This is a genomic window from Bradyrhizobium sp. USDA 4354 (assembly GCF_054060315.1).
The window spans coordinates 6,508,195-6,530,732 of sequence record NZ_JBSSDC010000001.1; the positions used below are offsets into that span (position 1 = coordinate 6,508,195).

The following is a 22,538-nucleotide window of genomic DNA, read 5'->3' on the forward strand; positions in this document are numbered from 1 at the left end:
CATGTGGGGCATCGTTCCGGCCGCTGGCCGCGGCAGCCGTATCCAGCCGCTCGCCTTCTCCAAGGAATTGCTGCCGGTCGGCAGCCGACGTGACGACGGTACGGACCGCCCCTGCGCGGTCTCCGAATATCTCCTGGAGCGCCTCATCATCGGCGGCGCCGACAAGATCTGCTTCGTGATCTCGCCGGGCAAATCCGACATCCTCGAATATTTCGGCGACCATTACGGCAGCGCCGAGCTCGCCTATGTGGTGCAGCCCGAGGCATCCGGCCTGTGCGACGCCGTGTTCAGGGCAAGCACAGTCGTCGGGCAGCACGAGGAGGTCATGGTCGGCCTGCCCGATACCGTGTGGTTTCCCAAAACGGCCCTGCAATCCCTGCCCGATACAGACCTCTCGTTCCTGCTGTTCCCGGTCGAGCATCCCGAATTCTTCGATGCAGTGGTCTTGGACGGCGAGCAGGTGACGGAGATCCAGGTCAAGCAGCCGAACGCAACCTCGCGCTGGATCTGGGGCGCCTTCAAGATGTCGGCACGCGGCTTCCGAGAGCTTCAGTCGCTGTGGAACGCACGCGAACGTCGCGACGAATATTTCGGGACGCTGGTCAACGCCTATCTTTCGGCCGGCGGCCGCGGCGTCGGCGTCAAGGCCGGCGAATCCTACGTCGATGTCGGCACCATCGACGGCTATCGCACGGCGATGGCTCTGCTCGCCGAGAGCGCCGAGGGCCGTTCGAGGCTGCGAGCCCGCGCGTCATCGGACGGCACCCGTCCGGTCACAGTGAACAACGGAGCGATTGCATGACCGGAGGTGCCCTCTCCCGTGAGGAGATCCGCCAGCGCGTCGACGCGCTGGGACCATGGTTTCACAATCTCGACCTCAAGGGCGTGCCGACCGCGCCGTCGCACTTTCTCGGCGACTATCCCAACGTGAAGTGGCAACGCTTCTCCGGCATCATTCCGGACCGCCTCGAAGGCAAGACCGTGCTCGATATCGGCTGCAATGCCGGCTTCTATGCCATGGAAATGAAGCGGCGCGGCGCCGAACGCGTGCTCGGCCTCGATACCGACGAAGAATACCTGGCGCAAGCCCGCTTCGCGGCCGAGGTGAACGGGCTCAGGATCGAGTTCCGCAAGATGTCGGCCTATGATGTCGGGCAGCTCCGCGAAAGGTTCGACCTCGTGATCTTCATGGGCGTGCTCTACCACCTGCGGCACCCGCTGCTCGCGCTGGACCTGATCCATGAGCACGTCGCGAGCGATCTCCTGCTGTTCCAATCGATGCAGCGCGGCGACAGCCGCGTCGACCCGATCGAGAAGAATTACGACTTCTGGACCACCGACCAATTCGACTCGTCAGGCTACCCGAAGCTGCACTTCATCGAGCACAAATATGCCGACGACCCCACCAATTGGTGGGTGCCCAATTGCGCCTGCGTCGAGGCTATGCTGCGCAGCGCGGGCTTTGCCATCGCGGCCCATCCGGAGGACGAAGTCTATCTGTGCAGGCGCACGACACGGCCGCAGGCCGATGGCCCGGTCTATCCGTCGCGGGAGGCGGGCCAATGATCGAGGCCGCAAAGATCTGGAACGAGCCCAACAACAAGTCGCATTGGGACCTCCTGATCGACCCGGACTGGGCGATGTTCGCAAACCTGGCGCTCGCCGCCGGCAGGGCCATCCGCAGTGCGAATTCGACATTGCCGCGCGTGCTCGGCGGCATCTCGCCGATCGATCCATCCTTCGTGCGCAGCATGCAGGCGCGCGGCGTGCTCGATCACGTCGACGCCGTCGCCGTGCACGGCTTTCCGCTCGACTGGAATTTGTGGCAGATCGGGGAATGGCCCGTCAAGATCGAGGAGATCAAGGCTGTGACCTCGCTCCCGGTCTGGGTGACCGAGGTCGGCGTCTCTTCGTTCGGCGCCGAGGAGGTGCAGGCCTGGGGCCTGTCGCGCACCGCCGATCTCTTGATCGGCCGCGCGCCGCGGATCCACTGGTACAGCCTTTACGATCTCCCTTCGGCCTGGGAGGCGACCACCCGGCACAAGGAGGCGGAGGGGTCCTCCTATTACCGGCATTTCCACATGGGCCTGCTGCGCGAGGATGGAACGCCGAAAGCCGCAGCGGAGCTGTTCGGCCAATATGCGCCTGATATGGGCCTGTGCCAGTGGTTTCACTTCGAGGACCATCGACTTGATGACGCCGTGCGCTGGATGCGCCGCCTCGGCGTGAGGCACTTGCGAACCGGTCTGTCCTGGGCCGACAGCTTCCGTCCCAACGCGCTCGACTGGTTCGACCGCCAGATGGACGCGTTGGCCGAGTTCGAGGTCACGGTGACCTTCTGCTTCACGCCGGAACACCGCGGCCTCGAACCCCATCACACCAGCCCACCGCAGGACGTGAACGAGTTCGCCGATTTCTGCGCGCTGATGGTCGAGCGCTACTGCACGAAGACCGGCCTCGCCTCCTCCGCTGGCGCCTCTCCGCCGCTCAGGGAGCCGACATGCGTGCCCTGATCCTGGTGATGGATTCCGTCGGAATCGGCGCGGCGCCCGACGCTGCCAATTACGGCGACGAAGGTGCTGACACTGTCGGCCACATTGCGGATGCGTGCATGGCTGGCCATGCCAATAATCCGCAACGGGAGGGGCCGCTACGCCTGCCAAATCTCGTGGCGCTTGGCCTTGGCGAGGCCTGCCGCCTCTCCACAGGCCGGGTCCCGCCCGGGCTCGACGGCCGGACACAACATGCGCGCTCTGGATGCGCCAGCGAGATATCGAGGGGCAAGGACACGCCGTCGGGCCATTGGGAGATCGCCGGCGTGCCTGTTCCGTTCGAGTGGGGCTATTTTCCGAAGATCCAACCCTGCTTCCCCCGCGATCTCGTGGAGAAGCTGTGCGAACAAGCCGGACTGCCCGGCATCCTCGGGAACTGCCACGCCTCCGGCACCGACATCATCGCCGAATTCGGCGAGCACCACATGCGAAGTGGCGAGCCGATCTGCTACACCTCGGCCGACAGCGTGTTCCAGATCGCGGCGCACGAAGAGACGTTCGGGCTCGAGCGACTCTACGAGGTCTGCACGGTTGCAAGGCGGCTGGTCGATCCCCTGAACATCGGCCGCGTCATTGCGCGTCCGTTCGTCGGATCAAACGCGCACAACTTCAAGCGCACCTCGCACCGGCGAGATCTCTCCGTTCCGCCGCCCGAACGAACCATCCTCGACCTCGCGGACATCTCCGGCCGCGACATCGTGACGATCGGCAAGATCGACGACATCTTCGCCCATCGCGGCACCGGGCGGAACCTGCGCGGCGACGGCAATGCGGCACTTTTCGATGCCACGCTCGATGGGCTGGCAAGCCTTGCACAGGGCGGGCTGCTGTTCGCGAACTTCATCGATTTCGACACGCTGTACGGCCACCGTCGCGACGTCGCCGGCTACGCAGCAGCGCTCGAAGCCTTCGACGCCCGCCTTCCCGAACTGCTGAGCCGGCTGCGAAGCGACGATCTCCTGATCATCACCGCCGATCATGGCTGCGACCCGACCTGGAACGGCACCGATCATACGCGCGAGCAGGTCCCGATCCTGGCCTCGACCGCGCAATCAACGTCTCCGGTTGGCCGACGCGCGGGGTTTGCCGATATCGGTGCGACCGTAGCAAGACATCTCGATCTGCCCGCGCCGCTTCATGGCGCGCATTTCTAGCCGCGATTCACCTGAGTTATTGATCCAGGTTAGAGAAACTTTCGTTTGTACGCTTCGCAGGAACGAACATTCCTTGCACCGCTTCTAACTCCCAGACGTGACTGGCGCGCGGGTCGCCCCGACCGAGCAAAAGCGCGCTTCAACTCTCATCATCGACCGATCCCGAACGGATCGGTCCAATGCGGCACGGAGCGGTGAATGACGCGAGTATTGATTACTGGAGGCGCGGGATTCATCGGCTCGCATACGGCCGACGTGCTGCTTGCGGCCGGCTATGACGTCCGCCTTCTCGACAATCTCTCTCCGCAAGTCCACGGCGGCAACCGTCAGCGGCCTGCCTATCTCGCCGACGATGCGGAGCTCGTGGTCGGCGACGTCACCGATGCAGTTGCCGTCGAACAGGCTTTGCGCGGGGTCGACATGGTCCTGCATCTCGCCTCCGCCGTCGGCGTCGGCCAGAGCATGTACAACATCGAGCCCTATGTCAGGACCAACGAGCTCGGCACCGCGGTGCTGCTGCAGGCGCTGGCCAAGCGTCCGGCCGCGCGGCTGGTGGCGGCATCCTCGATGAGCATCTACGGCGAGGGCCTCTATCGTGACGGCGCCGGGAGCGTCGTCGCGTGCGACGAACGGCCGGTCGAGCAGCTTCGCAAAGGAGAGTGGGAATTGCGGGATACCGCAGGCCATTCGCTCGAGCCCGTGCCCACCCCTGAAACGAAGCAGCCGTCGCTGAGCTCGATCTACGCGCTGAACAAGTATGCGCAGGAGCGCATGTGCCTGATCACGGGCAAAGCCTACGGCATTGCGACCGTCGGCTTGCGCTTCTTCAACGTGTTCGGTCCGCGCCAGGCCCTGTCCAATCCCTATACCGGCGTGCTGGCCATCTTCGCCGCACGGCTGCTCAACGGTCGGCCGCCGCTCGTCTTCGAAGACGGCCAGCAGCGGCGCGACTTCGTTCACGTGCACGACGTCGCCCGCGCTTGCCGCATGGCGCTCGAAGCCGACCACAGCCAGGACGTCTTCAACGTCGGCTCGGGTCAGAGCCGCACCATTCTGTCGGTGGCCGAGGATCTGGCCCAGGTGATGGGACGGCGCGAGATCGCCCCCGAGATCACGCGGAAATACCGCGCCGGCGACATCCGGCACTGCTTTGCCGATATCGGCAAATCACGCGACCTGCTCGGCTTCGAGCCGCATGTCGCGTTCAAGGACGGTCTTGAAGAGCTGGCCGAGTACCTCGCCGGCCAGATCGCCGACGATCAGGCGGAGCGGGCTACCCGTGAGCTGCTGCAACGAGGGTTGGTCGCGTGATGAACGAACGAGACATCAGACACGTCCTGGTCACCGGCGGCTGCGGCTTCATCGGCTGCAATCTCGCCGACCGCCTCGCCGAGCGGGGCGATCGCGTGCTGGTGCTGGACAATCTCGCCCGCGCCGGCGTGCGCGAGAACGCGCAATGGCTAAGATCCCGGCATGGCGACCGCGTCACGATCACGGTGGCTGACATCCGCGACCCGATCCCGGTGATCGACGCCGTGCGCGAGGCGCGGGCCGTGCTGCACCTCGCAGCCCAGGTCGCCGTCACCGACAGCGTCAGCGATCCCTCGGCCGATTTCGAGATCAACGCGCGCGGCACGTTGAACGTGCTCGAAGCCGTTCGCCTGCATAACAGCTCGGCGCCGGTGATCTTTGCCTCGACCAACAAGGTCTACGGGCGCCTGATCGAGGACAGCGAGATTACGCCCAAAGGCCTCCGCTACACGCCAGTCAGCGATTTGCTCAGCGGCGGCATCTCGGAGAACGCCCCGCTGGATTTCTACAGCCCCTATGGATGCTCCAAGGGCACGGCCGATCAATACGTCCACGACTACGCCCGGGTGTTCGGGCTCCAGACCGTGGTGATGCGCATGAGCTGCATCTACGGGCCGCGGCAATTCGGCACCGAGGACCAGGGCTGGATCGCACACTTCCTGCTCAGCGCCATCCGCGGCAATCCGCTGACGATCTACGGTGACGGCAAGCAGGTCCGTGACGCGCTGCACGTGTCGGACGCGGCGAACGCCTGGCTCGCAGCGCTCGACCACATCGCGCTGGCCCGCGGGCGCATCTTCAACCTCGGCGGCGGTCCGGCGAATGCGGTCAGCCTGCTCGAGTTGATCGACCGCATCGCCGGGCTGACCGGCCGCAATGTCGCCTACCGCTTTGCGGATTGGCGACCGGGCGATCAGCCCTGGTACGTGACCGATACAAGGGCGCTCGCCACCGCGCTCGGCTGGACGCCGCAAATCTCCCTCGCCGACGGCCTGCGCTCGCTCCACGCCTGGCTCGACAGCCGCTTCGGATCACCCGGCAACCGCGAGGCCTTGGCATGACGCGCATCGCCCTCATCAATCCGAACTGGGATTTTGCCGGAAGCATCTATTTCGGCTGCCGCTCCCCTCACCTTCCGCTCGAGCTCGGCATCTCCGAGCACTATCTGAAGGCGGCTGGCCACAAGACGCTGCTGCTCGATGCGCACATGTTCGATCTCTCGGTCCGCGAGATCGAAGCCGAGCTGCGCGCCTTCGGTCCCGACCAGATCGTCTTCACCACCGCGCCGACATACCTGTTCTGGCGCTGCGCGCCGCCGGAGCTTCGCGTGCCGCAACAGCTCGCACTGGCGGCGCGGGACCTTGCGCCGACGCTGATCGCGGTGGGCCCGCATGGCTCGACCACGCCGAAGACCGCCTTGAGGAAGCTCGGCGTCGACATCGTCGTGATGGGCGAGTGCGAGGCGTCCCTGCTGCGTCTCGCCAATGGCGAGCGGGACTTTCCGGGCCTGTGCTTCGCCGACGGTGCTGCGCTCCGGGTCAATGGCGGCCCGCAGGCGGTCGCGTTCAGCGACCAGCCCGCGCTCGACTGGCCGGACGAGATGATCCGGCGCCACCATCACCACCATCACCGCTTCGAGGCCGAGCCGGCAGCTCCCGGCGCCGAGGTCGAGGCCTCGCGCGGCTGCCCCTACAACTGCACGTTCTGCGCCAAGGAGAATTTCCGCAACGCCTACCGCAAGCGGCCGCCAGCGGTCATTCTCGATGAGATCGATCGTCTGCGCGATCAGGAAATTGAGTACGTCTACTTCATCGACGAGATCTTTCTTCCCAATCGCGAGCTGCTGGAAGGGTTGACAACCCGCGGGCTGAAGTTCGGCGTGCAGACGCGTATCGACCTGTGGAAGCCCGACATGCTCGCCCTGCTCGGCCGTGCCGGCTGCGTCTCGATCGAAGCCGGCATCGAGAGCCTGACCGTCGAGGGGCGCGCAGCACTCGCCAAGAACTGCAAGATGACCACCGATCAGCTCGCCGACCGGCTGGTCGAGGCCCGCCACCACATCCCGTTCGTGCAGGCCAATCTGATCGAGGTGCCCGAGGACGACGATCCCGTCGTGCAGCGCTGGCGCCGCACCATGCAGGATGCCGGCGTCTGGGCAAACGATCCGGTGCCGCTCTATCCCTATCCCGGCTCTCCCGATTACCGCAAGCTCTGGGGCGAGCCCGACGATTTCGCCTGGGAGCGTGCGCACCGGCACTATCTCGCGATGTTCGACCAGTTCAGCGACGTGCAGAACGATCGCCCGGTCCCGCTCGACACTCTCGAACTCCAGGTGGCCTCATGAGTCGTGGCGCGGACATCAGTATCATGATGACGACCGACACGGTTGGCGGCGTATGGACCTATTCCTGCGCCCTCGCATCCAGCCTCGCTGCGTCGGGCGACGACGTCACGCTCGTGACGCTGGGCCCGCGAGCGCGCGTCGATCAGCGCCGGATGCTGTGTGACGCCCGGGTCCATCTGATCGAAACGGACCTCGCACTCGAATGGCAGGACCCGGAAGGGCGGAACGTCTCCGACGCAAGGCGCGTGCTCGCCAATCTCGAAGCCAGGCTGATGCCTGATGTCGTGCATCTGAACAGCTTTCGCGAAGCGACCTTTGCCTGGCATGCTCCGACGGTGCTGGTGGCGCATTCCTGCGTGAATTCCTGGGCAGTGGCCTGCCGCGATACGGCCTGGCTCGGCGAGCTGCGATGGCGCCGCTATACCGAACGGGTCGCCGCGGCCCTCGACATGACGCAGGCCTGGGTGTGTCCAAGCCGGGCCTTCTACGACGACATGACGACGATCTACCGTCCCCGATCGCGCGGCGCGGTGATCTGGAACGGAATTGCACCTCGCGACCCCTCTGGACGGAAGCAGGACTTGATCTTCGCGGCCGGACGGCTGTGGGACCGCGCCAAGAACATCGAGGCTCTCGCCGCGGCCACACCCGGACTGGATTGGCCGGTCGAGGTGGCCGGTCCTATCGACGCACGGCCATCATCTGGCGCCACTTGGCTCGGAGAGCTGCCGCACGAGGTCATGGGTGCGCGCTTGCAGCACGCGGCGATCTTCGTCAGCCCCGCCTTCTATGAGCCGTTCGGCCTCGCGGTGCTGGAAGCAGCTGCCGCGGGCTGCGCTCTGGTTCTCTCCGACATCCCGACCTTCCGCGAGCTGTGGCGCGGGGCCGCGTTGTTCTTCGATCCGGCCGACAGCGATGCGCTGCATCGGAATCTCGCGGAGCTTTGCGCTGACGAAAAGGGTCGAGCACGGCTGCAGCGCGCCGCCTATGAGCAATCCCTGACCTATTCGCTGACGCGCATGACGAGCGCCTATCTTGGTCTCTATCAGGACCTGATCGCATCGAGCCGGACGAGCGCGGCGGCCAGCCAGATCGAGGTGCGCGCATGAAATGCGTCCTGTTCTATCATGCGTTCACCTCCTGCTGGAACAACGGCAACGCGCATTTCCTGCGCGGCTACGCGCGCGAGCTTCGTGCGCTCGGGCACGAGGTCGTCGTGTTCGAACCCATTGGCGGCTGGAGCCGGCTGAACGCCATCCGCGAAGGCGGCAGTCAGGCGATGGAGGATATTCCCGCCCTCTTTCCCGGCATCGACATCCGCCGCTACGGGGCCAGCCTCGATCTCGAGCGGGCGCTGGACGGTGCCGATCTCGTCATCGTGCATGAATGGAATTCGCCCGATCTCATCGCGCAGATGGGGCGCAGGCGGGCGCAAGGCGCGCCCTTCACCCTGCTGTTCCACGACACCCATCACCGCGCCGTCAGCGCGCCCGAAGAGCTTGCGCAATTCGACCTCGACGGATTCGACGGCGTGCTCGCCTTCGGCGAGGTGCTTCGGCAGATCTATCTGAAGCTCGGCTGGGCCGACCGGGTCTTCACCTGGCACGAGGCAGCCGATGTCGCGCTGTATCATCCGCTGCCGCAGGTTGAGCGTACAGACGATCTGGTCTGGATCGGCAATTGGGGAGATGGCGAGCGCAGCACCGAACTGATCGAGTTTCTGGTCGAGCCCGCGGCCGGGCTGAAGCTCCGCGCGAGCGTCCATGGCGTGCGCTATTCGGACGATGCGCTGCACACCATCAGGAGCGCAGGTATTCGCTATGGCGGCTGGCTGCCGGCGCACTGGGCTCCCGTCGCCTTCGCCGGCGCGCGCGCAACGATCCATGTGCCGCGCGGGCCTTACGTAGCCCTGCTTCCGGGCATTCCGACCATCCGCGTGTTCGAAGCGCTGGCCTGCGGCATTCCCCTGGTTTCGGCACCCTGGTCGGATGCGGAAGGGCTGTTCCCGGATGACGCTTATCTCAGCGTCGCCGATGGTGCGCAGATGAAGCGTGCGCTTCGCGCGGTTATCGACGATCCGGAGTTATCTTCCGCAATGGTGGATACCGGCCTGAAGACGATCCGGGAGCGTCACACTTGCCGCCATCGGGCGGAGCAGCTTGTCGGCATCGTGGCGGACATCCGGAGTTCAAGCCGCCCGTCGCGGCCTCAGCATCACATCGGAGCCGTCGCATGAAGATCTGCTTCTTCGGGTCCAGCCTCGTCTCGTCCTACTGGAACGGCGCCGCCACTTACTACCGCGGCATGCTGAAGGAGATCGCGGCGCTCGGCCACGAGATCACCTTCTACGAACCTGACGCCTTCGCGCGCCAGGCGCATCGCGACATCGACGACCCGGATTGGGCCAGAGTGATCGTCTATCCCGCCACCCCGGACGGCTGGCGCCGCTCGCTCGATGCCGCGGCTCAATCGGCCGACATGCTGGTCAAGGCCAGCGGCGTCGGCGTCTTTGATCAAGAGCTGGAGAACGCCATTGCTGCGCTGCCGTCCCGGCTGATCCGGATCTTCTGGGATGTCGATGCTCCCGCGACGCTCGAAGCGATGGAGAGCGACCCGCAGCATCATTTGCGTCGCGCGATCCCGTCCTATGATATGGTCCTGACCTATGGCGGCGGCGATGGCGTCGTGTCGGCCTACCGAGCGATGGGCGCGCGAGACTGCTTGCCGATCTACAATGCGCTCGATCCTGCCACGCATTTTTCGGCGCCGCCCAATCCCCGCTTCGCATGCGATCTCAGCCTGCTGGCCAACCGTCTGCCTGATCGCGAGACACGCGTCGAGCAATTCTTCCTCGACGTCGCGCGCCGCCTGCCCCAAAAATCCTTCGTGCTCGGCGGCGCCGGCTGGGACGACAAGGACGCCCCCGCCAATCTGCGCAAGGTCGGCCATGTCGGCACCGCCGATCACAACGCGTTCTTCGGCTCCGCTCTCGCGACGCTGAACGTCAATCGCGACAGCATGGCTCGCTACGGTTTCTCCCCGCCAACCCGGGTGTTCGAAGCGATCGGCGCCGGCGCCTGCCTGATCACCGATCAATGGGCCGGCATCGATCATTTTCTCGAGCCCGGCCGCGAGGTGCTGGTCGCCGCTGACGGAGCCGAGGTCGCAGAGCACCTCGCCGCGCTGGATCCAGAGTTGGCCCGGTCGATCGCGCGCCGCGCCCGCGCGCGCATCCTGAGCCAGCACACCTATCGGCAGCGCGCCCGCCAGTTCAACGATCTCTTCGTCGCCAGCAGCTCGCGAATCGAGGCAGCAGAATGAACCTCTCCATCGTCGTCATCGGACTTTCGGTCACGTCGTCCTGGGGCAACGGTCACGCCACGACCTACCGCGCCCTGATCGAAGCCCTGGCGCGACGAGGTCACCGCGTCACGTTTCTGGAGCGGGACGTGCCCTGGTATCGGGATCACCGCGACCTGACCAAGCCCTCTGCCTGGACTGTCGAGCTGTACCAATCCTTGAAGGATATTCCGCGCCGGTTCGGCAAGCTGATCCGCGATGCCGATCTGGTGATCATCGGCTCCTATGTTCCTGACGGTATCCCAATTGCCGAATGGACGACGACCCATGCGAGGGGCGTCACGGCATTCTACGACATCGACACGCCGGTCACACTGGCGAGGCTCGAGCAGGGCCTCAATTATCTTTCCGCCGCAATGATCCCGCGCTTCGATCTTTATCTGTCCTTCACCGGCGGACCGGTGCCCGGAATGATCGAGCAGAGCTACGGCAGTCCGCTCGCGCGTGTCCTTTATTGCAGCGCAGATGCGGAGGTCCACGCACCGAAGCGGGCGCAGCCGAAATGGGCACTCGGCTATCTCGGAACCTACAGCGAGGACCGACAGCCGGTTCTCGACGAGTTGCTGCTTGCACCGGCGCGCACGCTATCGTCGGAACAATTCGTCGTCGCCGGCGCGCAGTATCCCGAGCATATTGCCTGGCCCGCCAACGTGGCCCGGATCGAGCATCTCCCGCCAAAGCAGCATCCGGCGTTCTACACGGCGCAACGCTTTTCCCTGAACGCCACCCGCGCAGACATGAAGGCGCTGGGCTTCTCGCCGAGCGTCCGCTTGTTCGAGGCCGCCGCCTGGGGCACGCCCGTGATCTCGGACCGATGGCCCGGGATCGAGACGATCTTCGCGCCGTCGCGCGAAATCCTGCTGGCATCCAGCCCACGCGAGGTCATCGAGATCCTGCGCGACATGCCGGACGAGCAACGGCACACGATCGCTCACAACGCGCGACGGCGGGTTCTCGCCGATCACACCCCCGAGCATCGTGCCCGGCAGCTGGAGACCTATTACGCCGAGGCATTCGCGCGGCGCCGCCGCAAGACGGCGCCTCTTCCCGTCGCTCGCCCCATGCAGGTCGCAGAACTCTGAAAGGCCATATCATGACACTCCAGACCCGCATCCACGCCTCCCGCCGCTCGCCGACGATCCTGGTCGCCGGCGGTGCCGGCTTCATCGGATCGCACCTTTGCGACGCGCTCCTGCAACGCGGCAGCATGGTCATCTGCCTCGACAATTTGTTCACGGGGACGGCCGACAACATCCGGCCGCTGCTCAATCACCCGAACTTCCGTTTCATCGAGCATGATGTTCGCGATCCCATCGAGATCGAGGGCGATATCGACCGGATCTACAGCCTCGCCTGCCCGGCCTCACCCCGGCACTATCAGACCGATCCGATCGGGACGATGAAGACCTGCGTGCTCGGCTCGATCAACCTGCTCGAACTCGCGCGGCAGAAGCGCGCCCGGGTCCTTCAAGCCTCCACCAGCGAGGTCTACGGTGACCCGGAGGTGCATCCGCAGCCGGAATCCTATCTCGGCAGCGTCAACCCGATCGGGCCGCGGGCCTGCTACGATGAGGGTAAGCGCGCCGCGGAGACGCTGATGTTCGACTACAGGCGCATGCACGGGACGGAGATCAAGGTCGCGCGCATCTTCAACACTTATGGCCCGCGCATGCTCGAGAATGACGGCCGCGTCGTCTCCAACTTCATCGTGCAGGCCTTGCGCGGAGAGCCGATCACGATCTACGGCCAGGGCACGCAAACCCGCAGCTTCTGCTTCGTCGACGATCTGGTGCGGGGGCTTCAGCTCTTGATGGAGAGCCCCGCCTCGGTCACCGGTCCATGCAATCTCGGCAATCCGCACGAGGTCACGATCGAGGCGGTCGCTCGCGAAGTGCTGGCCTGCACTGAATCGCCCTCCCCGCTGCGCTTCGAAGCCTTGCCAAAGGACGATCCCAAGCGACGGAAGCCCGTGATCGATGCCGCAGAGAAGATTCTGGGATGGCGTCCGCGGGTGGCACTGAAGGACGGTCTTCAAGCGACCATTGCCTATTTTGCGCTACGTCTCGCCGGCGAGTCGCCCCCGCTCGTGCCGGCCATCGCCCCACGCAAGGCGCGCCATCCGGCACGCGACCGGCTGACGATGTCCGATCAAGCGTGACGACAGATCATGAGGTGGGTGCCCCGCCGCAGAGCGCTAGCGCAGGGTCTGCGACCTGACCAAACCTAAAACGTCCCGGCCACAGTGACCCGGATCGTCAGCGGCTCCACCGGATGCAGCACGTAGTCCATCACGCCGTTCTGACAAACGGCCGCCGGCGCGGTGCCCGATGTGCAGAGATTGTAGAGCGTGTCGGTCTTGAGCAGCGAGCCGTAGGCATAGGTGATCTGGTTGGCCTTCGTGTTGAAGAGGTTGAGCACGTCGAGCTGAAGCCGCCAGCCATTGTCGATGCGATAACCGAGGCGGCCGTTGAAGATGCTGGTCGCGGAAGACCGGAACGCATTGTCCTCCGTCAGAGGGCTCGAGGCCAGATAGCGCCAGCGCAAGCTTCCAAACCAGCCGGTCTTCTCGCCCAGCGTGACGCCGGCCGATGCCACCATCGCCGGAGCGTTGGGAATGTAGTTGCCAGGCGCATTGCCGATCTGCGCCTCGGGATAGCCGGCGAGCGAGGCATAGACCTCCGCTTGCTCGCTGTCATAGCCGCGAAAGCGCGCATGCGTCATTGCAAGATCCGCGTCGATGTCGATCCAGGACCATGGCCGGTAGTGGTTGGTCCACTCGAAGCCGTAGCGGCGGCTGGCGCGGGTCGCCGAGGTGTCGCCGGCATCACCGGCGAACAGGATCTCGGAATCCTGATCCAAAATGAAGAGGCTGAGCGAGGTATCGAGGCCGGGAACGATCCTGCTGCGAACACCGACCTCCGCGCCTCTGGTGCGCACCAGGAGCGGCGACGGCGTGAGCCTTGTCGCGGGATCGGTGGGGTCCTCCGTCGTGGTCGCGCCGCGGGCGTCGTTGGAATGCATGCCGTAGCCGGCGCCGAGGAAGAACTCGGTCTGATTGAATGGGCCGAGCACCATCCTGAATTTCGGACTGCCGAGCGCGGCGTCGGCGCGGCCGGAATTGTTGGCATTGAAGAGAGAGGTGACGTCCGCAGCATAATAGTCGCCGCGCCAACCCACCGTCGTCCTGAGCCAGTCGGTCCAGCGCACCGTGCTTTCGGCATAGACCCCGACGCTGCCCTCGCCGACCTTGTCGCTGCGAACGTTCGCAAGGAAGCCGCGCCGGAAAGTCTTGGTGAGCGCGAGGTCGATCGCATCATAACGCGATTGCAGGCCGAAGGTGGTCTGCATCGGCAGGCCGGCCAACGAGCCGTTCAGCGTGCGCGAGACGTTGGCGCCCGCCATCAGGCGGTCGTCGTGCTGGTGGAACTGATCACCGAGCACGGGATCGTCGAGGAAATATGTGAAATTGTTGAAGAGGTCGAGCTGGCTCTTCACCGCATAGCCGTTGGCTTTCCAGGACCCGACGTCGTCGGTCTGCGCGATGCGGCCGGAGAGCGCGAAACGGTTGGCCTTGCCGCCGTCGCTCGGGTCTTCCGAGCCGTACCTGTCGAGCAGGCCGCCAGTGATGGCGCGCTGCGGCACCTGGTCGGTCGAATTCCATGTGTTGGCGTAGGCCATGCCCGTCACGGACACGCCGTCGGTCGCGGTGCCCTGGCTGTAGCGCACGAGGCCGTTGAGCTTTCGTACATTGTCCGGATGGTCCCACGGGCCGTTATAGGTACCGATCTCGCCGGCCACCAGCAGCGAACCGTCTCCGACTTTCGCGGAATCCATGCCGAGCAGGCGGCGATAACCGAAGCTGCCGGCGCTCACCTGCGCGAGTCCCTTGGTGCGGTCGATCAGGCCGATATGGACGCTTCCGGTCGAGGCGAAGTCGCCTTCATCGGCGAAGTACGGCCCCTTGCGCACATCCACTGCGGCGATGGTTTCCGGGATCAGCCAGTTGAGATCGGCATAGCCCTGGCCGTGCGCGTGGGTGCGCATGTTGACGGGGACGCCATCAACGGTGATGGCAAGGTCGGTGCCATGGTCGAGATTATAACCGCGCAGGAAATACTGGTTGGCTTTGCCCTCGCCGGAATGCTGCGTCACGATCAGGCCCGGCACGGCTTCGAGCGCTTCGCCCGGCCGCGTGAAAGGGCGTGCATTGATCTCCTCGCCCGAGATGGTGATCTCGCTGGCCATACTGGGCTGGCCCTTTGCACCCGAGGCGACGCTGCGCGCATCTGACGGCTGCGTCGCTGCTGGATACACAAAGATGCGATGACCGGCCGGTGGCGGCACGCCAGTGCGGCGCGATGCGACCGGTTTCTTGCGCCCCGGCGTCTCGCCGCCACTGACCTGCACCGGCGGCAGTTCGCGCGAGGCGCTATTGCTCTGCGCGAAGACGTGGCCGTGATCCGCGAGCAGCGCCAAGGCCGAGAGTGCCGTCAGTGCGCCGCCACGACGGCCGGGGTCAAGCCGCCTCCGTCGCATCGGCGCATTCCAAACCTTGCGTCGCGGCAGAGTGGCGGCCGTCGGCAAAGATGCGGCGATAGAGCAGGACCGAAACGAGCCAAGCCATCGCAAACAGCGCGATGACGGCGAAACCGACATTGGCAAGCGACTCGTTGAGGCCCTCGACCAGCGTCCACATGCCGCCGGAGAGGCCGAGCCGATCGCCGATCAGCCCGAGCGCCTCGATGCCGCCGATGAACAGCGCGACCGCGACGGAAGCACCGGTGATCGTGAGGTTGTACCAGAGCTTTCGCAGGGGATCGACGAACGCCCAGCGATAGGCGCTCACCATCAGCGCGGAATCGGCAGTGTCGACCAGCGCCATGCCTGACGCGAACAGCGCCGGGAACACCAGGACATCGGCGAGCGAGGCGCCGCGTGCGGCTTCACTGGCGGAGATGCTGAGCAAACCGATCTCGGTCGCGGTATCGAAGCCGAGGCCGAACAGGAAGCCGAGCGGATACATATGCCACGGCTTCGTCACCAGGCGGAACATCGGGCCGAGCAGCCGCGCCAGGACGCCGCGGCTGGCAAGCAGCGCGTCAAGCTGCGCAGCGTCATGGACGCCCTCGTCCCGTGCCGCGCGAAACGTCCGCCACAGACCGGCGAAAATGACGAGATTGATCGCCGCAACCGCGAGCAGGAACAGCGCCGACACCGAGGTGCCGATCAGGCCGCCGATCTCCTTGAGCAGGCTGTCGCCGCCGAGGCTCACGACGCCCAGCGCCAGCAGCATGGTCGCGACCACGACCACGGTGGAATGGCCGAGCGCGAAATAGAGACCGACGCTACGCGGCGTCTCGCCCGCATGCATCAGCTTGCGCACGACGTTGTCGATCGCGGCGATGTGATCGGCATCGACGGCGTGACGGAGGCCGAACACCCAGGCGAGCAGCGCCGTCGCCATCACCGTCGGCCGTTCCCCGAACAGAGCGAATGCCCAGGCCCATGCGGCGATGTTGGCGGTAACGAGCCCGCCGAGCAGCGCCACCGTTCCGGGTTCGACCGCCCGCAAATTCCGTCTCGCCACTCGCACCATCCGTCCGACCCCACAGTATGACGTTTATCAAAAACTCTCATACTGGCAAGAGCAAGAGCTGGACCAGTTTCGCGCTCACGCCTGACAAGCCGACGGAACGCAGGCCAAATGGCTGGCCTGATGGAAGAATTCCGCGTCAGCGGATCACAGCGCCGGTACGGGAGGGGGCGCTTGCATTGGCAAGCAGGTATCCACTTTGACGACGAAGTTGACGGTCGTCTGGAGAGCTTGGACCGCCCCAGCAAGTGGAACCCATCGCTGTGAAGCGGCTCACATCCGATGCGACGATCCGGGTGTATTCATCGTGCCGGGTGGAGATGGCAGACGGAGACAGCGCATGAAACTCCTCATGCTCTCGCTTATTGCAGCCATGCTTCTCGCCGGTGCGGCCAACAGCGTGCTTAGGCCGCATGCCGTGCCTCATTTCGGTCAGCACGGCATGGCGTCCATTCAAGACATGCAGACAGGAAAGGCCGACCAGCTTCCAGAGCAGGAGCTGCAGGATCGCTCCGTCTTGTTTGCGAAGGAGCCGTCTCGGTAGGTCGGAGCGCCCGCGTAGGTGCTCCGCCTTATTCGGCAGCCGCGCTTGCGGGTTGCGATTGTCCGTCGTTCGGCCCGGTTCGCGCCATCTGCTCGTCGAGCCAGAGGCTATGGTGCTCGCGAGCCCAGTTGACGTCGACTTCGCCCGAACCCATGGCCTCGAACGCACCTTCCATGCCGATGGTGCCGATATAGATGTGCGCGATCATCGCCGCGACGAACAGGACCGCCACGATCGAGTGGACGATCTGGGCCATTTGCATGCCCTCGATTCCCGTGCCGTAGAACGGGAACATCAGCGCATAGCCGGACGCTGCAACCAGTCCGCCGCCGATCACGACGATCCAGTAGATCATCTTCTGGCCGGCATTGAAGCGGTAGGCCGGCGGATGGTCATGCCCGATCATGCCGCCGCCGCGCTTGGCCCATTCGATATCCACCTTGCTCGGGATATTGCCGCCGATCCACATCAGGAAGATCAGGACGACACCGATGGTGAACGGGAAGCTCAGATAGTTATGGGCGTACTTTCCCCATTGCGACCATTCCGAGAAAGCCTCGAAGCCGATCAGGGGCAGCAGCAACGGCCGACCGAACGTGATGTTCAGCCCTGATATGGCGAGGACGATGAAGCAGGTTGCCGTCAGCCAGTGCACGAACCGCTCGAACGCGTTGAAGCGCACGATGGTGCGGCCCGACCGTCCGGCTTCGAGACGCACCATCCCGACGGTAAGATAGAAAATCACGATGGCCGCGATCATGCCGAGGATAGCGATGCCGCCGATCCAAGGTAGCGTCACATTGCGGAATTCCCGCCACTCCCGTCCCTGCGGCTGCTCGAGAACGCCGGAGCGCTGATCGGGAATGCTGACGCGGCCCTGAATCCGGTTGAGCTCCTGCAGAAGCTGCTCCTCCTTGACCGAGCTTGCGGTCGGATTGACCTGTTGCGCACTCGCGGGCGCCACCGTCACCAAAAGAAGTAGCGCCCAGGCGCCCAACGCCAGACGAATGAACCTTCCAAACGACGCCATCACGTCCTCCCCGGTATTGCGCGCCCTTCGGCTGCCCACGTCAGGACTCGATTGTCTCGCGATATGCGGTCTTCCAGCCCCATGCACCCGAGCCATAGCCGCGCTTCATGACGCGCTCCTTGTAAATCTGCGCAATGATCTCGCCGTCGCCCGCAAGCAAGGACTTGGTCGAGCACATTTCGGCACACAGCGGCAGCTTGCCTTCGGCCAGCCGGTTCGCACCGTATTTCTCGTATTCCTCCTTGCTGCCGTCGGCTTCCGGGCCGCCGGCGCAATAGGTGCATTTGTCCATCTTGCCGCGCGAGCCGAAATTGCCGACCTTCGGATATTGCGGAGCGCCGAACGGACAAGCGTAGAAACAATAGCCGCAGCCGATGCAGAGGTCCTTGGAGTGCAGCACCACGGCATCTGCTGTGGTGTAGAAGCAGTTCACCGGACACACCGCCGCGCAGGGCGCGTCCGTGCAGTGCATGCAGGCCATCGAGATCGAGCGCTCGCCCGGCTTGCCGTCGTTGATGGTGACGACGCGGCGCCGGTTGATGCCCCAGGGCACCTCGTGCTCGTTCTTGCAGGCGGTGACGCAAGCGTTGCACTCGATGCAACGGTCGGCGTCGCAGAGGAATTTCATACGTGCCATCGTCGTTGCTCCTTATGCCGCCGCGATCTGGCAAAGAGTGACCTTGGTCTCCTGCATGTTCGTCGCGGGATCGTATCCGTAGGTGGTGATCGTGTTGGCGCTTTCACCGAGCACGATCGGGTCGGTGCCCTTCGGGTATTTGTCGCGAAGGTCCTTGCCTGCGAGCCAACCGCCGAAGTGGAAAGGCATCCAGGCCACACCCTTGCCGACTCGTTCGGTGACGAGCGCCTTCATTCTCGCCCTGGAATTGTTCTCGGCTCCCGTGACCCAAACCCAGCCACCGTCCTTGACACCGCGCTCGGCGGCATCGGCAGGATTGATCTCGATGAACATGTCCTGCTGCAATTCGGCAAGCCACGGGTTGGTCCGGGTCTCCTCGCCGCCGCCCTCATATTCGACCAGACGGCCGGACGACAGGATGAGCGGGAACTGTTTTGCAATTCCCTTCTCCACCGCTGCCTTCTGCACGGAGAAGCCGATATTGGGCATCCGGAACTGCTTGGCGTCAGGCAGCGTCGGATATTTGGCGACGAGGTCGACGCGCGGCGTGTAGATCGGCTCGCGGTGAACAGGAATCGGGTCGGGCAAGCCGAAGGCATTCATGCGCGCCTTGCCGTTGCCGTAGGGAACGCAGCCATGCGCCAGCGCCACGCGCTGGATGCCTCCCGACAGGTCGAGCGCCCACGACACCGCGTCCGGATTGGCGGGATTGATCTTGTTGATCACGGCCATTTCCGCTTCGGTGAGCTCGGTGTCCCAGCCGAGCTTCTTCAGGCTCGCCAGCGTGAACTCCGGGTAGCCGTCCTGAATTCCCGACCCCAACGAGTACGAGCCGTCCGCAAGCAGGCTCACCTTCCGGGTCGTGCCGTCCGGCAGCTTCTCCTCGCGCTCGATGCCGAACCGCGGCCGGAACGTGCCGCCGCCGTCCATCACGTGCAGATTGGTGTTGTAGAGCAGCGGCGTGCCGGGATGCTTCACCTCCGGCGATCCCCAACATGGCCAAGGCAGGCCGTAATAATCGCCGCCGACCTCGGGATCGTCCTTCGGCGCCCGCATCGTCAGCATATCGAACTTGGCCTGGTTCTTCATGTGCGCCTTGAGGCGCTCGGGCGATTGCCCGCAATAGCCGGTCGACCAGCTGCCGCGGTTCATCTCGCGCAGCACATCCTCCGCTTCAGGAAGATTGTTCTCGACCTTGATTTTCTTGAACATTTGGTCGGCGAAACCGAGCTTCTTCGCCATTAGGTAGATGATCTCGAGATCATCCTTCGATTCAAAGATTGGCTTCACGATCTGCTCGCCCCATTGCAGCGAGCGGTTGGAGGCGACGCGCGAGCCCTTGCACTCGAATTGCGTGGCGACCGGCAGAATGTAGACGCCATCCTTGCGGCCCGCCTCGACGGCAAGCGAGGCCCAGGTCGTCGGGTGCGGGTCGGCAATGACGAGCAACTCGAGCCCCTTCAGACCATTGAGGGACTCAGGAATGCGGGTGATGCTGTTGGAGGCGTGCCCCTGCACGAACACCGCCTTCACATTGTCCTTCTGCGCGACCTGATCCTTCGGCAGCGTCACCGCCTCGAACCAGCGGGTCAGAGGAATGCCGGGAGTTTCCATGATCTGCTTGGAGTCGAAGCGCGATTTCAGGAAGTCGTAGTCGACCTCCCAGACCCGCGACCAATGCTTCCAGGCGCCTTCGGCGAGGCCGTAGTAGAACGGCAGCGTGACGATATCGAGCCCGACGTCGGTCGCGCCCTGCACGTTGTCGTGGCCACGGAAGATGTTGGCTCCCATGCCCTCTCCGCCGACATTGCCTGTCATCAGCAGCAGGATGCAGCTGGCGCGCACGTTGGCGGTGCCGACGGTCTTCTGGGTCTGGCCCATGGCCCAGATCAGCGTGGCCGGCTTCTCGGTGGCAAACATCTTGGCGACGCGCTTGAGCTGCTCGCCGGGAATGCCGGTAACGCGCTCGACTTCTTCCGGATTCCACTTTTCCACTTCCTTGCGGACATCGTCGAATCCGTAGACCCGCTGCCGGATGAACTCCTTGTCCTCCCAGCCATTCTGGAGGATGTGCCACATCATGCCATAGAGTATGGGGATGTCGGTGCCCGGCCGCATCCGCACATATTCCGTGGCATGCGCGGCCGTGCGCGTCAGGCGCGGGTCGATTACGACAAAGTTGGCCTTTTTCAGCTCCTTCCCCTCGAGCAGGTGCTGCAGCGATACCGGATGCGCTTCGGCCGGATTGCCGCCCAAGACGACCTGTGTCTTCGCATTGCGAATATCATTGTAGCTGTTGGTCATCGCACCGTAGCCCCAGGTATTGGCGACGCCGGTGACGGTAGTCGAATGGCAGATGCGAGCCTGGTGATCGGTGTTGTTGGTCCCCCAGAACGCACCGAGCTTGCGGAACAGGTAGGCGCCTTCGTTGGTCATCTTGGCCGAACCGAGCCAATAGACGGAATCGGGGCCCGACTTGTCGCGTACAGCCTGAAGCTTGTCTCCGATCTCGTTGATCGCGGTGTCCCAGGACACGCGTGTCCACTGCCCGCCCACGAGCTTCATCGGATAGCGCAGCCGCCGCTCGCTGTGCACGAGTTCGCGTACCGATGCGCCCTTGGCACAATGCGAGCCTCGATTGATCGGCGAATCCCAACTGGGCTCCTGGCCGATCCATACGCCGTTCAAGACCTCGGCCGTCACCGTGCAGCCAACCGAGCAATGCGTGCAGATGCTCTTGCGGACGGTCGCGCCTGCGGTGAGCGGACCGGTCGTCACCGCTTCCGCCTTACGCACCCCGCTGAGCGGCATGGTGCCAAGCGCAGCGAGCGCGCCGCCGGCAATACCGGATTTGCGCAGGAAGCTGCGGCGGTCGAGACCGCCGGCCTGTCTCGCAACAGACTCGATGACGGAACCCTGGCGCGGGGAATGCTGGTGTGTTCGCTTGATCAGCACGGTCAGCCTCCGTTAGCCGGATAACGATTGACGCGGTAAAAAGCCTTCACGTGATCGGATTCCTTGTAGCGCGCCTTGCGCTTCTCATCGTTGTTCTCGCTGTCCGCCTGCGCGGACCCGACCAACGGTGTCGCAAGCGTCGCGCCGACACCGGCCGTGCCCAAGCCGACCTTGCGAAGGAAGTCGCGGCGTCCGACCTTTGCTTTCGTCTCGTCACTCATCGCATCTCTCCCGGACCGAGGCACCTCGGTCAGCTGGCGAATGTGAATGCTTCCGTCTCGATTTCGATGAAGGTGCGGCCGAGCGCGCCGACCGCTCGATAGAAACGGGCATCCCCGGCGCTCTCGATGTCGGCGAACAGCCGCCCCATCCAGGGCGACACATGCTTTTCGAAGAAGGCGCGCTGCGCCTCGGGCGAGGCATCGAAGCGGCCGTCGGCAAGGCCCGACATGATCTCGCACAGGATGGCGGCGTGATCCTCGGGTTCGGAATTGTTGGCAATCCGCTCGATGCCGAGCGTCGTCAGGTCGCCGCGCAGGCGCGACAAGGGCCGCTCGTTGAGAAAGCCCGTGAGATAATAGGAGGCATAGGGCAACAATTCGCCGCGGCCGAGCCCGACGAACAGATCGAAATACTCCCGCTCGACGTTCGCTGCGACGGCACTTGAGGCGGCGTCGGCCAGCGCCGCATGCGCGCGCCCGAGAGGCGTCGCGTCGCAGCTCATCACAGCGAGCTGATCGAGCAGGCGTTTCGACGGAGGCGCAGACAGCAGCACCGCCAGCAGCGCGTATTCCTGCGCGCGCGCCGCATCGATGGGGTCGAGGAGCTCGGCGAAGCCGGCTTGTTCGCCGTAAAGATCGGGCCGCAGATCATTCCGGGAAACGCCGGTCGCGGATTCGACTGCAACCACCCGTTGTGCGGGCACGCGGGTCCAATTCGACACGGAGGGCTGGCTGATGCCTATTTTGCGCGCAAGCTGAGCGATGCCGCCCGCAGCATCGATCGCGCGATCAAGCCCGTCATCACGCACGTGGACCTCCCATCCAAGTCCCGTCTGC

The 22,538-nt window shown here is 64.6% G+C and carries 20 protein-coding genes; 13 read left to right on the top strand and 7 right to left on the bottom strand.

Annotated features, from left to right (window positions below; translation table 11 throughout):
• Position 1: 1 nt before the first annotated feature.
• From ACVIIV_RS30430 to ACVIIV_RS30485, 12 genes are all read left to right on the top strand, one after another.
• Entirely contained in the window at positions 2–802 is an 801-nt protein-coding gene (locus ACVIIV_RS30430) for a nucleotidyltransferase family protein (RefSeq protein WP_456747467.1), read from the top strand.
• Entirely contained in the window at positions 799–1,566 is a 768-nt protein-coding gene (locus ACVIIV_RS30435; RefSeq protein ID WP_456747468.1) for a TIGR04290 family methyltransferase, read from the top strand. Before ACVIIV_RS30430 ends, ACVIIV_RS30435 begins: the two co-directional genes overlap by 4 nt.
• Positions 1,563–2,513, top strand: coding sequence for a beta-xylosidase (locus ACVIIV_RS30440; protein WP_456747469.1), 951 nt, complete (start codon positions 1,563–1,565; stop codon positions 2,511–2,513). The genes ACVIIV_RS30435 and ACVIIV_RS30440 overlap by 4 nt, the downstream gene beginning before the upstream one ends.
• A complete protein-coding gene (locus ACVIIV_RS30445) occupies positions 2,501–3,706 on the top strand; it encodes a phosphopentomutase (protein WP_456747470.1) in 1,206 nt (401 codons plus the stop codon). The genes ACVIIV_RS30440 and ACVIIV_RS30445 overlap by 13 nt, the downstream gene beginning before the upstream one ends.
• Positions 3,707–3,904: 198 nt before the next feature.
• On the top strand, positions 3,905–5,017 hold the full coding sequence (locus ACVIIV_RS30450) for an NAD-dependent epimerase/dehydratase family protein (RefSeq protein ID WP_456747471.1): 1,113 nt from the start codon (positions 3,905–3,907) through the stop codon (positions 5,015–5,017).
• Positions 5,017–6,078, top strand: a complete 1,062-nt coding sequence (locus ACVIIV_RS30455) for an SDR family NAD(P)-dependent oxidoreductase (RefSeq protein WP_456747472.1) — start codon at positions 5,017–5,019, stop codon at positions 6,076–6,078. Before ACVIIV_RS30450 ends, ACVIIV_RS30455 begins: the two co-directional genes overlap by 1 nt.
• On the top strand, positions 6,075–7,361 hold the full coding sequence (locus tag ACVIIV_RS30460) for a TIGR04295 family B12-binding domain-containing radical SAM protein (protein ID WP_456747473.1): 1,287 nt from the start codon (positions 6,075–6,077) through the stop codon (positions 7,359–7,361). The genes ACVIIV_RS30455 and ACVIIV_RS30460 overlap by 4 nt, the downstream gene beginning before the upstream one ends.
• Positions 7,358–8,470, top strand: a complete 1,113-nt coding sequence (locus ACVIIV_RS30465) for a glycosyltransferase family 4 protein (protein WP_456747474.1) — start codon at positions 7,358–7,360, stop codon at positions 8,468–8,470. Before ACVIIV_RS30460 ends, ACVIIV_RS30465 begins: the two co-directional genes overlap by 4 nt.
• Positions 8,467–9,597, top strand: coding sequence for a CgeB family protein (locus ACVIIV_RS30470; RefSeq protein ID WP_456747475.1), 1,131 nt, complete (start codon positions 8,467–8,469; stop codon positions 9,595–9,597). The genes ACVIIV_RS30465 and ACVIIV_RS30470 overlap by 4 nt, the downstream gene beginning before the upstream one ends.
• Positions 9,594–10,682 carry a CgeB family protein gene (locus ACVIIV_RS30475; protein ID WP_456747476.1) on the top strand — a complete coding sequence of 363 codons (1,089 nt, stop codon included), beginning with the start codon at positions 9,594–9,596 and terminating at the stop codon, positions 10,680–10,682. The genes ACVIIV_RS30470 and ACVIIV_RS30475 overlap by 4 nt, the downstream gene beginning before the upstream one ends.
• A complete protein-coding gene (locus ACVIIV_RS30480; protein ID WP_456747477.1) occupies positions 10,679–11,803 on the top strand; it encodes a CgeB family protein in 1,125 nt (374 codons plus the stop codon). Before ACVIIV_RS30475 ends, ACVIIV_RS30480 begins: the two co-directional genes overlap by 4 nt.
• An 11-nt stretch (positions 11,804–11,814) precedes the next feature.
• The gene (locus ACVIIV_RS30485; protein ID WP_456747478.1) at positions 11,815–12,879 is read left to right on the top strand and encodes a UDP-glucuronic acid decarboxylase family protein; all 1,065 of its coding nucleotides are present in this window, start codon (positions 11,815–11,817) and stop codon (positions 12,877–12,879) included.
• Positions 12,880–12,944: 65 nt separating this feature from the next.
• On the opposite strand, the gene ACVIIV_RS30490 is transcribed toward ACVIIV_RS30485, so the two are convergent.
• Both ACVIIV_RS30490 and ACVIIV_RS30495 read right to left on the bottom strand, forming a co-directional pair.
• A complete protein-coding gene (locus tag ACVIIV_RS30490) occupies positions 12,945–15,257 on the bottom strand; it encodes a TonB-dependent receptor (RefSeq protein ID WP_456747479.1) in 2,313 nt (770 codons plus the stop codon).
• Positions 15,238–16,317: a HoxN/HupN/NixA family nickel/cobalt transporter gene (locus tag ACVIIV_RS30495; RefSeq protein ID WP_456747480.1), complete on the bottom strand. Its 1,080-nt coding sequence runs from the start codon at positions 16,315–16,317 to the stop codon at positions 15,238–15,240. Before ACVIIV_RS30495 ends, ACVIIV_RS30490 begins: the two co-directional genes overlap by 20 nt.
• Before the next feature lie 337 nt (positions 16,318–16,654).
• Here ACVIIV_RS30495 and ACVIIV_RS30500 point away from each other — a divergent pair, with 337 nt between their 5' ends.
• Entirely contained in the window at positions 16,655–16,858 is a 204-nt protein-coding gene (locus ACVIIV_RS30500; protein WP_456747481.1) for a hypothetical protein, read from the top strand.
• 28 nt (positions 16,859–16,886) lie between these two features.
• Here the strand turns inward: ACVIIV_RS30500 and ACVIIV_RS30505 are convergent, their stop codons facing one another.
• From ACVIIV_RS30505 to ACVIIV_RS30525, 5 genes are read right to left on the bottom strand one after another with little or no spacing between them, the layout of a single operon-like run.
• Positions 16,887–17,888, bottom strand: coding sequence for a formate dehydrogenase subunit gamma (locus tag ACVIIV_RS30505; protein ID WP_456747482.1), 1,002 nt, complete (start codon positions 17,886–17,888; stop codon positions 16,887–16,889).
• A 40-nt stretch (positions 17,889–17,928) separates the two neighbouring features.
• The gene (gene fdh3B, locus ACVIIV_RS30510; RefSeq protein ID WP_027571966.1) at positions 17,929–18,525 is read right to left on the bottom strand and encodes a formate dehydrogenase FDH3 subunit beta; all 597 of its coding nucleotides are present in this window, start codon (positions 18,523–18,525) and stop codon (positions 17,929–17,931) included.
• A 12-nt stretch (positions 18,526–18,537) separates the two neighbouring features.
• A complete protein-coding gene (locus ACVIIV_RS30515) occupies positions 18,538–21,480 on the bottom strand; it encodes a formate dehydrogenase subunit alpha (protein ID WP_456747483.1) in 2,943 nt (980 codons plus the stop codon).
• A 2-nt stretch (positions 21,481–21,482) separates the two neighbouring features.
• The gene (locus tag ACVIIV_RS30520) at positions 21,483–21,701 is read right to left on the bottom strand and encodes a twin-arginine translocation signal domain-containing protein (RefSeq protein ID WP_456747484.1); all 219 of its coding nucleotides are present in this window, start codon (positions 21,699–21,701) and stop codon (positions 21,483–21,485) included.
• Between the two features lie 29 nt (positions 21,702–21,730).
• Complete coding sequence (locus ACVIIV_RS30525) at positions 21,731–22,510, bottom strand: molecular chaperone TorD family protein (RefSeq protein WP_456747485.1); 780 nt, start codon at positions 22,508–22,510, stop codon at positions 21,731–21,733.
• Positions 22,511–22,538 lie beyond the last annotated feature (28 nt).